The organism is Lactiplantibacillus sp. 3062, from assembly GCF_055413545.1.
The window spans coordinates 55,167-66,793 of the sequence record NZ_JBVAYE010000013.1 but is presented as its reverse complement, the minus strand read 5'-3'; the positions used below and the strand labels follow the sequence as shown (position 1 = coordinate 66,793).

The following is an 11,627-nucleotide window of genomic DNA, read 5'->3' as shown; positions in this document are numbered from 1 at the left end:
CGCTAGCGAATTGACTTCGCAAATGTTTTGCTCTTGATTCAAAATCAAGAGACCCTACACATTTGATTCGTCGAAACTTTGTTCAGTTTTCAAAGATCTAATTCCGTGCGTTAATCGCTTAACACAACTATTACATAATATCATTTCATCATTTCCTTGTCAACAACTTTATTTAAGAAGTTGAATAACTATGCAAATGAATTTGAAACGTTATTATCATAACATAATCGGTAACGCCTCAATCAGTTGAATTGTTAACGCGACAAGAAATATCTTATCATTAGCGATTACTCATGTCAATAACTTTTTTGCTGTTTTGAATATTTATTCACTTACAACAATCTGAAATGAAACAATGTAAGTGCTAGCGGCTAGCTGTTTAACAGCAGTGCTCGCAGCGACAAGATATATATTATCAAGTATTAGTATGCAGGTCAACCCTTTATTCGAATTTATTTTGATAAATTCGTAAACGGCATTGTTTCACTCACACGAACACTCGTAAATAACTCGTGCAATTCACTGGCTAGAACAAACTCGAGCCCTTGACGATCAAACTTTGCACGTACCTGCCCGTCAACAGTTAGGTGGTCAAAGACAAAGACCGCAACTTTTTCATCATCCAGCTCAGCCATAATCGAATCATACAAGCGCAATTGGTCAACATCAATACCAATCGTATATCGCAAATCCCACAATACTGACGCTAAGGGCGAATGCCCTGCTCGTACTGGCAACTGATAAAAATTGTATCCATTAGTAGAATGCTTAACTAAAAAGTGCGACCCTTGCTGGTTATTATAAATAATTGTCCCGGCAACTTTTTTCTGCACTAATACTCACCCGCTTTCAATCGATTTAGTGAATCCGAAGTCCAACTCGCTAAATGATTGGCAATTGGTTCAAAGCCAGCATGAACATGCCGATTCGTCCAAAAATGCTTATGCCGAAAAGTCTTGTAGATTTCCAAATCATTGACCGTCGGATGCGGTTGATGCTCGATACAACGTAATGACAAGCTGATTTTTCCAGTATATTCGTCAATATCTAAAATAATAACATCTACGGCTTGACCAACCTTTAGATACTCAGTAATACTTTTAACGTATCCTTCATGACACTCTGAAATGTGAATCAATCCCTGATGCTCACCATCTAAGGTGACAAAAGCACCATATGGTTGAATACCAGTGACTCGTCCGTGTACCCGCATACCAATTCGATAATTGCTCACGATCATACCATCCTTTCTCATTCATTCTATATTGTCGATAATTCTAATCCCCAATATTATAACCTGAATACAGCGGATTGCAAAATCGTAATTGCAAAAAAAGAAACCCGCAGCTGCAGATTTCTTTCAAACTAACTAATCTTCAATTGTAATTGTTTCGATCACAACATCCTTCACTGGTTTATCCTGCATACCAGTCTCAGTGGCCGCAATCTTATCAACGATATCCATCCCATCACTAACTGCACCAAAAACAGTGTGCCGGAAATCTAGCCAGGGCGTGCCACCATTGCCATACGCAGTCACGATTTCTTCCGGATAACCAGCTTGCTTCATCTGATCACTCATCCCAGCATCTAATTGTGGCTTTTGAACGATAAAGAATTGGCTACCGTTCGTATTAGGACCAGCGTTGGCCATTGATAATGCCCCTCGCAAGTTGAAAACCTCTTGTGAGAATTCATCTTCAAATGGTTTACCCCACAAACTTTCGCCACCCATCCCGGTACCGGTTGGATCGCCACCCTGAATCATAAAATCAGGAATGACCCGGTGGAAGATAATGCCATCGTAGTAACCCTTCTGAGCTAAACCAACAAAGTTTTCAACACTCTTGGGGGCCTGCTTTGGAAATAGTTGAACCTTAATATCACCAAAGTTAGTTTTGATTGTTGCTTTTGGTCCATCTACCTGACTTAAATCTAATTGTGGAAATGCCACAAAATCACCCGTTTTCTATTAAGATTATCTTGATAATACAAGAGAACTCGATTAAATGCTAGCCATTTGTAAGGATTTCTTGTGATTAGCGACTAAGCATAGTATTTCCACTGATTTTCTGGTAACCTAGATAGGATTAATTTCACATTACTTGGAGGTAACCATGAGTTTTTTAATCGATTTTGTGTTGCACATTGACCAACACTTAGTCACCATCGTGAATAGTTTTGGAATCTGGACCTACCTAATTCTCTTTGCCATCATCTTCATTGAGACTGGCGCGGTCATTTTACCATTTCTTCCCGGTGACTCCCTTTTATTTGCAGCTTGCGCACTCGCCGCTAATCCAACCTATGGCTTACATATCTGGACTTTTGTCATTCTCTTCTTGGTGGCAGCTTTGGCGGGCGACTCACTTAACTTCTATATTGGTCATTCCCTAGGAGAACGCCTAACTGAAACATCCTGGTTTGGTAGACTGATCAATCAAAAACAGCTGGCAAAGTCCGAAAAATTCTTCGAAAAACATGGTGGCATCACCGTGACCATCGCACGCTTCATGCCAATCATCCGAACCTTTGTCCCATTTGTAGCTGCCAGTTCGCGAATGAAGTATCAACAATTCATTCGCTACAACGTTATCGGCTGTGTCCTGTGGGTCATTCTCTGTTGTGGTGGTGGCTACTACTTCGGTAATATCCCGTTCGTTAAGGAACACTTTTCGATGGTTGTCATTGGAATCATCCTGGTTTCACTGATTCCAGCTGTCTTCTCTGCTATCCGCGCACGCTTTAGCAATCCAACTGAAAACGAAGATTAATCCAATTCTAAAAGGCCGATCAGCTAATAATAGCTGACCGGCCTTTTATAATCTAACTTAAAATGCAGTGTCCACTGTAAATACTCTTCATTAATCCGCTTCACGTAACGCTTGTCTGCCGATACTGAGTAAGTAAAAAAAAGACCACTCAATCAGGATAAACGCTAGAACAAAGCACTGACCGAAGAACGTATCCGGCAAGACCAAAATGATTCGGTCCAATAGTGGATCGAACAACCAGTCCGAATTGCGAAATAAGATCTTATGGAACATGATAAAGAACTGATCAAAATTGATAGCCATTATAACGGTCACTACTGGTGGTACCCAGAGGGCTGTCTGCATCGGTAATACTAACCGCCACAATTGTCGATCACGTCGTAGTCGCTGCCAAAAAAAATAGACCACAACACTCGTGACGATAAACACACCGTAATCAAGCATAAATAGATTCTTCACATCCGCAAAGTGAACCAACGCACTCGTCGAATCCGTAAAATCGTTCATAGTTAATTTGGGTACCCACGGAAAGTTAAGATATGCTAACAGCTGATAGTAGTTCGTCATCAGCCGTCCCAATGTCAAATTCACAGTTGCGCCTAACTTTTGACCAACCGCATTGGCAAAATACAACCAGCTCGCGTTGATTGTTACAATTATCGTGCCACTCACTAACCATAAGTATAAACTCAGCCACTGAGCCGCATTTTTAAATTTATTTAGCCACACCATCGTCTAGGTCCCATTCGTCCAAAGAATTGATCTCATTAGTTGGTTTGACGGCCTGTTGTGCCACTAGTTCAGGGGTAGAGACACCGGTATACACCAATAAGGAGTCAATCCCAAAGTTAATTGCCGCTGAGATATCCGTCATATAATTGTCACCAACCATCACACAATCGTGCTTATCGAGACCAATCCGGTCGACCGCTTTCTGCATAATAATTGTCTCCGGCTTACCAATGTAAGTTGCACGTTGTTGGGTGGCCCGTTCGACCATCGCAATTACTGAACCAGCACCTGGCACTAGCCCCCGCTCATTTGGAAGATTAGTATCCGCGTTGGTGCCAATGAACTTAGCCCCCCGCTTAATTGCCAGCGTAGCAAGTTCAAATTTATGGTAGGTCGCATCATAGTCTAAACCAACGATTACGAATCTAGGTGTGCGCTCATCGAACTTGAAGCCCTTTTCCAACATTGCACCCTTCAAGCCAAGTTCCCCGATGACGTACATCGTTTTATCACCATCACCTGCAAGGTCATTAACATAGTCTGCAGTCGCTAACGCTGCCGTATAAACATTCGCAGGACTCACATGAATATCATGATTGTTCGCTAAGTTTGCAGCCACATCTTCTGGTGATTTAGTCGTGTTATTCGTGACCAATAAAAAATCAGTCTGACTAGCCTGTAGTCGTTCAATAAACCGTTTAGCAGCAGGAATACGTTCCCGACCACGATAAACTGTTCCATCTAAATCAATTAAATAACCCTTGTACTTACCCAATCAAAATACCTCTCTCTGTTCCTACTTTTGTCGAATCGTAAAGTGGCGTTTACCACTACTCTGCTTCGTTGTTTGCGCTTGCTTACCATTACCGGCCGTAACTTTCGCCGGTTGCCGCCGCTTTTCAGTAAACGGTGCGGCCTTCTGCTTAGTGGTGAAGCTATGAGACTTCCGTCGTTGTTTGCTGCGACTACTGTTACGGTTACTCCGCGCTCGGGATTGCCGACTATTAGTGTTTTTCTTTCCCCGCCGATCATCCTTACGTGAGCGACTGGTACGCTTAGGTTTAATGACCCGTTCATTTTTAATGATAAAATAGGCGCAACCAAAATTACAATATTCGTACAGATAGTCTTGGACCGCCCCAATCGTCTGTGAGCGCTGGACATCTTTCATATCATCACGGAAAAAACCTTTTAACCGTAACTGTTCAAAACCCCAATCACCGACAATATAATCATATTTATTTAAAATTGAGCTGTAGCGCTCAACGAACTTGTCGAGGTCAAACCCTTGGCGATAATCGTACACGATTTCAAACGGGTGCTTGCTAACTTCAAAGTGGGTCTTATCAGTTCGTAATCCATGATACAAATTGCGCCGCCGTTCCGCTTGTTGTTCAGCTAGTTCATCAATATGTTCGCGATTCACATTGACACCACCTTTCTCTTATTTAACCGGCCATCGACGCATTAAGTAATCGCCAACAACCGTTCTTAACATGGCTTCAAATAATATCTCAGTTCGACCACTGATATTAATGGTCGGGAAAAACGGAATGAATAAATCATGATCTAATAACGCAATCTGGTACGTTTGTTGCCGATTGACCGGCTGACCATTCACTAGTAATGTATGCTGTCCCGTTTTCCACGTGAGGCCCTGGTACTGGATATAACCAAAGACTTGACCACGAAATCCCATTCCTTTAATCGGAAATTTGTTCAAAAACGGGCGAACTAACTCCATCTCATAGACTAAGCGCCACAATGCTTCACCACTTAACGTCACTCGAATAACATGCATCGCGTGAGGTAGCATGGTATGTAAATCATTTCGGTTGACCATGCCTGCGGGAAGATCCCGCATGAACAGGCCACCGTTCAACATACCTAGATCAGTTTTGGCATAGTCCGTAATGGCCGCTAGCCCGAGGGCCGTCAAATCACTTGCATGGTGCCAATGTGGCCGCAGCTGCGTCGGCACCTTCGCAACAACTTGCCGCGTGAGTAACGTTTCACCCTGTTGCTCCCAGCCAGTAATCAACGTTTCATCACCGGCCACAATTGGTAAGCTGGCCGTGGCAACGGTATGCGCCGCGGCCGCTTTAACGTGATGTTGATGATCAATCGTCAGTTCAATTCGCCCAATATACTCACCGTATTTTCCAGCTGCCGCTATCAGGACCCCATTTTTCAGTTCACCGTTCACCAGTAAATGATGCGTATGACTGCCAATAACAACATCGATCACCGGAAACTGTTTTGCTAACCACCGATCGACATTGATACCAAGGTGGGACATCACGATTAAGACATCATATTGCCCTGCATATTGTCGTAACAACTCTGGGAATCGCGTCTTAACACTGGCCGGCGTCCAACCGTTCAACGGGTAAGTCAACGTAAACGGTGCCGTAAATGCCAGCAACAAGACTCGTGTCCCCCGTGCAGTTGTAATGATTTTAGCTGGTAATGCCCACTGCGGCGGTCGTTGCGTTGCAGTATCTGTCAAATTATCGAGAACAACATCAAAGTTGGCGCGGTCATACAACCGGTTTAAGGCCGCGTGCGTTAAACCCAGTCCTTCATTATTGCCAATCGTAACCGCATCATAGCCAATCGCGTTCAATAACGCCACGTTGGCCTGCCCTTGAGTGGCTTCTGAGAGTGGATGGGCACGATCAACCGCGTCGCCGAGGTCAACCGTGATCACATGGCTTCCAGATTGCCGGCGCTGCTCACGTTCGGTTAATAAATACCGTTGAATACGTGGCCAGTTTTCAAAATGCGAATGAATATCATTGGTATGCAGAATCGTGACTTGCTCGTCCACGGTCAATCGCCCCTCAATCGTTGTCTTTGTTAATCCTAAAGCATTCACCAAAGTCGGTCAAGCACTCGCTTACTGGCGCTTGGCAAAATCAATGGCTTTACCGTCAACCATCTGCTCGATCTCGGCCAGTGAAAATGGCGTTCCAAAGGGCACCGGATGGTCCAAGTAATCGACTTCTGGTGTATCGACACCCACGTTGATGTTCTCCTTGACGTTGACGGCATAATGATGAATATGCCCGTGCAAATTGATAATTTGTTTGACGATCCCCATCATCATTGGGTAGTGCGTCATATAGTATTGGCGGTGGTCGTACTTAATCAGTACCCCCACGTCGTGAAATTCAAACTTCGGTTGACCATTCAACTGTGGATCATGAGCAGCCAAATACTTAAAGAAGGCCCGTGAATCATGGTTTCCCTTTATAAAAATGATTTTGCCATTTAACTGTGCTAAGAGTGCAAAAACCCGCTCATAAGACAATTTCGCTGGTCGCGTAAAATACAGCGCAACATCGCCTAAATGATAGACTGTATCCTGATCCGTCACACGGGCATTCCAATGGTCAACAATCGCTTGGTTCATTGTCTCTACATCTGGAAATAGCCGGGGCGCAAAGTCGTTGTCCCCCAACAAATCAGCATGATAAAAATGTGTGTCGGACGTAAAATATTGCATCGTTCAAACCTCTTATTCGTATATTTACATTTGTAACATCAATCGGATGTGTCATGTCTAGCGAATTTCATGACTTTTGCTTGAAAAGCTGACTTATCCGTTCGTCAGCATGTACCCATGTCAGTCATTCGAATCCTATTACGACTGTCAGTCATCATATGGCACACTAACTCGGCAAGTTTATACTAAACAAACCGTTTCCACCGAGTCAAAGCTGACAGTTTTGGCACTTACTGAACAGCACGTATTAATCATGAACCATTTTAAAGAACACCTGACACAACGCGTTAGTCATTTATCATTGTACCGCGCACCGTTCTAAAAGACACTAGAACAGTTTTAAGTTTATTGCTTTGTCAGCACTGGAACCATGTTTTATGACCAACCCATATTCACAAATCTAGCTAATATCGTCAAAAAGTGCACTTAACTGCAATCGGCAGAGTTAAGTGCACTTCATAAATCCCATTAGTTAACCTACTTGATAGCCAATCAGCACTCCTGGTTATTGCTGACTAGTCGTGTGTCCGTTGACGAATTCGGTCACTAACGATCTTGACAATGTATAAGCCAACCACCCAGACCGCCGACACGAGTAACGCGATTAACGTTTCAAACTTCAGACAGAGAACAACAGCGATAAAAGCTAAGAACACTAGAATGAAGTAATCAGATAACGGAAACAGTGGCATCCGGAATTTCACTTTAACCTGACTGCCCGCTTGACGTCGATACTTGATATGTGCGACGACGATTGCGCCCCAAATAAAGATAAAACAAGTAGTCGATACACTCGCAATCAGCGAGAAGACTTTCCCAGGCATCAGTAAGTTTAGAATTACTGACAACCCAATCACCAGCGTCGAGAACCATAACGCATTGCGGGGAACTTGGCGGGTCGATAGTGTCCCCATTCGTTTGGCAAACTTACTTTTGCCATCATACGTTAGTGAGAATAACATCCGCCCGGTACTGAATAACGCACTATTACAACTAGAAGCGGCCGCCGTGAGCACTACGAAGTTGATAATCGCAGCCGCTGAACGAATTCCCAAATTGGTGAATACTTGTACGAACGGGCTGTGTGCCGCTGAAAAGTATTGCCACGGGTACATACACATTAGAAAGAATAGTGACCCAACATAAAACAGAATGATCCGCACGGGAATATCATTGATTGCTTTGGGAATCACCGTCTTCGGATCAGCCGTCTCAGAAGCTGTCATGCCGACCATCTCGATCCCAATAAAACTGAACAGGACCATCTGGAAGGAAAGCACTAAGCCTTTGATTCCGTGTGGCATAAAACCGCCATAACTAACCAAATTGGTTAAGCTGGCGTGGCCCACAGGGGTCTTAACGCTAAACAAGACCATGCCAATCCCAACAGCAATTAATGCCAAGATAGCAGCGATCTTAATAATCGCAAACCAAAATTCAGTTTCACCGAACGCTGAGACATTAATAGAATTCAAGCCCAGCAATAAAATCAAGATAATCAGCCCCGGAAGCCATTGCGGTAACCTAGGCCACCAAAACTGCATATACTCACCAGCAGCCGTAATTTCGGCCATCGCAATCGTGATCCAGCAAACCCAATACGTCCATCCAGCCACAAAGCCGGTCTTATCACCTAAGTATTGCTTAATAAAATCAATATAAGAATGCGTATGAAGGTCAGATAACAGTAGTTCACCTAACGCCCGCATTAATAAAAAGCACACTAAACCGGTCACTAAGTATGCGATCAGGATCGCTGGCCCCGCCAAGTGGATAGATTGACCGGCCCCTAAGAACAGTCCGGTCCCAATCGTGCCGCCGATGGCAATTAATTGAACATGGCGGCTTTTTAAGCCTCGCGAGAGTTGTTCCGTCGCAGGCTGTGAATTTTCTTTCGTCATTATCTTTGCACTCCCCTTGAAATTATTATAGCGGCCAAATTCCTAGCATTCAAAAGGCCACGCTTAAGAAAATCACATGATTGGACTATACCATTGTTTGCTAGCGAAATTCATCTTATGTACGCGTAAGCGTTTGCTAACTTGCATGGCTGGGATTCAGCTTTGTTAGTTGACTAAACCAGTGAACGCTCCCGCTACGTGAATAAAGTGAAGGCAACGCATACTAACATGAATAACTTTCACTTCAGCATCTAAAAAAGCACCCGGATTTTCATCCGCGTGCCTCTTTACAACCTTAATCATATTGAAACGATGCTGATCACTGATTCTGAGCCACGCGCTCAACATCGCGGGCAATCATAAGTTCTTCATCAGTAGGAATGAGTAACGTCCGAATCTTCGCATCGGTCGTACTCAGGTCCCGTTCGACACCACTGACTTGATTCTTAGTCGGGTCAATCGCGACGCCAAAGTAGGTCAACCGATCCGCGATTCGTTGTCGCATCCGTGCATCCCGTTCACCGATACCAGCCGTTATCACTAATGCATCCGCACCTTGTAGCTCAGCCAAATAAGCACCGACATACTTAACGATCCGATTGACAAAAATATCAATAGCTAACTGAGCCTGTGAGTCCTCATCATAACGTGCCTCGAGCTCCTGCATATCTGCAGAACCAGCTAGCCCCAGTAAGCCTGACTGCGTATTCAAAATCGTTAACATTTCATCAGGATCGCTAATATTAAGCTTTTTCATGAGATAAGCAACCAGCGACGGATCCACATCGCCCGAGCGCGTTGCCATTGTAATACCAGCTAACGGCGTAAATCCCATCGAGGTATCTAGTGACTGTCCATGATCAATCGCCGTAATCGAACTTCCCGCACCTAAATGCAACGTAATCAGCTTCAACGTTTCGAGCGGTCGGCCCAATAATTTAGCTGCTCGCACCGCGACGTAGCGATGGCTCGTTCCATGAGCGCCAAACTTGCGAGCACCATATCGTTGATAGTAATCATACGGTAACGAGTATAGATAGTTAACCGCCGGCATACTTGCATGAAACGCCGTATCAAAGACAGCGACCGCGGGCACATGTGGTAGTACCCGCTTGAAAGCACGAATACCGACCGCATTAGCCGGATTATGCAATGGCGCATATTCGGCCAGATCCGTAATCTGCTTAAGCACTTGGTCAGTGATTAAAACTGAATCATGGAATTGCTCGCCACCGGCAACGACCCGGTGACCGACCCCAGTAATTTCATCATATGAGTCAATAATTCGCAATTTAATTAACTCATCCAAAACGATATTCACGGCAGCCAAATGGTCCGCGACTACGGCTTTCTCTTGGTAATGATGATCAACGCCATAGCGAATATTGACCGGTGAAGTTTTGAATCCAATTCGTTCAACAGCGCCCTGTGCAATCACCCGTTCCTGTGGCATTTCAAATAACTTAAATTTCAACGTCGAACTACCAGCGTTGATGGCAATGGTCTTCCCCAAACGACACACTCCTAGCGAATAATATTCTGGTCGACCCACGCATCAATTTGAGCAGTAAACGCTTGAAAGGCACGTTGATCCTCAAATGATGGAAAGTCGCCTAGTAATACTTTACCTGCTTGGTGGGCCCGTTGTCCATGTTTCTGTAAAACAACAATTGATTTTCGTGATTTTTCATCAAGAAAAAGGTTAGTCGGCAAGTTCAACAGACCTTGAAGGTAAGCCGCAGTGCTCATCCATTTTAACAGTCCTTGAGACTCTTGCGACTGAAAAATCGTCGTTGGAACAAGGAAAACACCCCAGCCGCCCGGTAACAAATGAGCCATCGCTTGCTCCATCATCAAATGATGAATGTAAGAATGACCATTCGTCGCTTTCGTTTGAAAACCTTGAACACGGTCATCCAATGGGTAGTACCCCACTGGCAAATCACCAATTGCAACGGTCGTTTTCGGCATGACCAGGGGATCAATTGCGTCTTGATGAAACAACTCCACTGCTGATCGTTGGAGATCCATGCTCATCGCGGCGATTGCCAACTGATTATCATCATTATCGACTCCGTAGCCCTGAATCGGACGTGGCCGGTCCGTCTGCAACTGATTTATGATCGTAGTTAATAAGTTACCAGTCCCGACAGCAATATCCAAAATTGACAAATCAGTCGTCGATCCAACTAACTTAGCAATCAAGTATGCCGTTAACAGTCCAATCGAATCTGGTGTCATTTGATGGTTTGGATCAACATGATCATTATGAATCGCCTTTAGTAAGGCCAACTGAAGCGCACGCCGAATTGTTTCGGCGTCCAATTGTTTTAAGTCGATCGTTTGATAGAGCTTTGTTAAAGCTGCCGTCTGTTCCGGATTTGGCTTGCCATCCTCAACATGTACAGATTGGCTTAATAAATTATCGCCAGTCTCAATGAGCGCATCCACGTAAGAAACGGATAGTTGTTGCATCAAAACTTGAACTGATTGATCTAAGACCTGAAAAAGCGTCTCGGTTTCTGCTTGTGCCAGAATACTCACCCTCCCGCAAAATCTGTAATCCTTAACCATATTACTGATTTTACGCGTTAAGTTCAAGTCACGGGGTTCACTCACCAATCAAGGGAGCGAATTATGCTGATAAGGGTGCTCATAGGATTGTAAAATTAAGCGATATAACGTCTGGCGAGACTGAAAATTAACGTATCG

12 protein-coding genes are annotated in these 11,627 nt (G+C 44.2%); 1 reads left to right on the top strand and 11 read right to left on the bottom strand.

From position 1 onward, the window contains the following. Positions 1 to 452: 452 nt before the first annotated feature. The 3 genes from ACWQAU_RS13820 to ACWQAU_RS13810 all read right to left on the bottom strand — a co-directional run bounded on the left by ACWQAU_RS13820 (position 453) and on the right by ACWQAU_RS13810 (position 1,954). The gene (locus ACWQAU_RS13820; RefSeq protein WP_027821967.1) at positions 453 to 833 is read right to left on the bottom strand and encodes a hypothetical protein; all 381 of its coding nucleotides are present in this window, start codon (positions 831 to 833) and stop codon (positions 453 to 455) included. Further along, positions 833 to 1,240: a CvfD/Ygs/GSP13 family RNA-binding post-transcriptional regulator gene (locus ACWQAU_RS13815; protein ID WP_003644624.1), complete on the bottom strand. Its 408-nt coding sequence runs from the start codon at positions 1,238 to 1,240 to the stop codon at positions 833 to 835. The genes ACWQAU_RS13820 and ACWQAU_RS13815 overlap by 1 nt, the downstream gene beginning before the upstream one ends. Before the next feature lie 129 nt (positions 1,241 to 1,369). Further along, positions 1,370 to 1,954, bottom strand: a complete 585-nt coding sequence (locus ACWQAU_RS13810) for a peptidylprolyl isomerase (protein WP_003641564.1) — start codon at positions 1,952 to 1,954, stop codon at positions 1,370 to 1,372. A 163-nt stretch (positions 1,955 to 2,117) separates the two neighbouring features. Between ACWQAU_RS13810 and ACWQAU_RS13805 the strand changes: the two genes are divergently transcribed. Beyond that, a complete protein-coding gene (locus ACWQAU_RS13805; RefSeq protein ID WP_027821966.1) occupies positions 2,118 to 2,774 on the top strand; it encodes a VTT domain-containing protein in 657 nt (218 codons plus the stop codon). A 90-nt stretch (positions 2,775 to 2,864) separates the two neighbouring features. Here the strand turns inward: ACWQAU_RS13805 and ACWQAU_RS13800 are convergent, their stop codons facing one another. The 8 genes from ACWQAU_RS13800 to ACWQAU_RS13765 form a co-directional block, all read right to left on the bottom strand. Continuing rightward, complete coding sequence (locus ACWQAU_RS13800) at positions 2,865 to 3,506, bottom strand: TIGR01906 family membrane protein (RefSeq protein WP_003641562.1); 642 nt, start codon at positions 3,504 to 3,506, stop codon at positions 2,865 to 2,867. Next, entirely contained in the window at positions 3,490 to 4,281 is a 792-nt protein-coding gene (locus tag ACWQAU_RS13795) for a TIGR01457 family HAD-type hydrolase (RefSeq protein WP_003641561.1), read from the bottom strand. The genes ACWQAU_RS13800 and ACWQAU_RS13795 overlap by 17 nt, the downstream gene beginning before the upstream one ends. Before the next feature lie 21 nt (positions 4,282 to 4,302). Beyond that, positions 4,303 to 4,932: a YutD family protein gene (locus ACWQAU_RS13790; RefSeq protein WP_003641560.1), complete on the bottom strand. Its 630-nt coding sequence runs from the start codon at positions 4,930 to 4,932 to the stop codon at positions 4,303 to 4,305. Positions 4,933 to 4,950: 18 nt separating this feature from the next. After that, positions 4,951 to 6,336 (bottom strand): bifunctional metallophosphatase/5'-nucleotidase, encoded by a 1,386-nt coding sequence (locus ACWQAU_RS13785; RefSeq protein WP_011101693.1) that lies wholly within the window; start codon positions 6,334 to 6,336, stop codon positions 4,951 to 4,953. 69 nt (positions 6,337 to 6,405) lie between these two features. Further along, on the bottom strand, positions 6,406 to 7,014 hold the full coding sequence (locus tag ACWQAU_RS13780) for a metallophosphoesterase (RefSeq protein ID WP_003641558.1): 609 nt from the start codon (positions 7,012 to 7,014) through the stop codon (positions 6,406 to 6,408). A gap of 515 nt (positions 7,015 to 7,529) precedes the next feature. Beyond that, positions 7,530 to 8,915 (bottom strand): amino acid permease, encoded by a 1,386-nt coding sequence (locus ACWQAU_RS13775; protein ID WP_027821965.1) that lies wholly within the window; start codon positions 8,913 to 8,915, stop codon positions 7,530 to 7,532. A gap of 319 nt (positions 8,916 to 9,234) precedes the next feature. Further along, positions 9,235 to 10,428 carry an acetate/propionate family kinase gene (locus ACWQAU_RS13770; protein ID WP_003645437.1) on the bottom strand — a complete coding sequence of 398 codons (1,194 nt, stop codon included), beginning with the start codon at positions 10,426 to 10,428 and terminating at the stop codon, positions 9,235 to 9,237. An 11-nt stretch (positions 10,429 to 10,439) separates the two neighbouring features. Continuing rightward, positions 10,440 to 11,489 (bottom strand): class I SAM-dependent methyltransferase, encoded by a 1,050-nt coding sequence (locus ACWQAU_RS13765; protein WP_050482361.1) that lies wholly within the window; start codon positions 11,487 to 11,489, stop codon positions 10,440 to 10,442. Positions 11,490 to 11,627 lie beyond the last annotated feature (138 nt).

What these genes read in the sequence shown, in the direction of transcription:
- ACWQAU_RS13765 (WP_050482361.1), bottom strand. Translation starts at nt 11,489, where the DNA reads ATGGTTAAGGATTACAGATTTTGCGGGAGGGTGAGTATTCTGGCACAA.
- ACWQAU_RS13780 (WP_003641558.1), bottom strand. Translation starts at nt 7,014, where the DNA reads ATGCAATATTTTACGTCCGACACACATTTTTATCATGCTGATTTGTTG.
- ACWQAU_RS13800 (WP_003641562.1), bottom strand. Translation starts at nt 3,506, where the DNA reads ATGGTGTGGCTAAATAAATTTAAAAATGCGGCTCAGTGGCTGAGTTTA.
- ACWQAU_RS13815 (WP_003644624.1), bottom strand. Translation starts at nt 1,240, where the DNA reads ATGATCGTGAGCAATTATCGAATTGGTATGCGGGTACACGGACGAGTC.
- ACWQAU_RS13775 (WP_027821965.1), bottom strand. Translation starts at nt 8,915, where the DNA reads ATGACGAAAGAAAATTCACAGCCTGCGACGGAACAACTCTCGCGAGGC.
- ACWQAU_RS13805 (WP_027821966.1), top strand. Translation starts at nt 2,118, where the DNA reads ATGAGTTTTTTAATCGATTTTGTGTTGCACATTGACCAACACTTAGTC.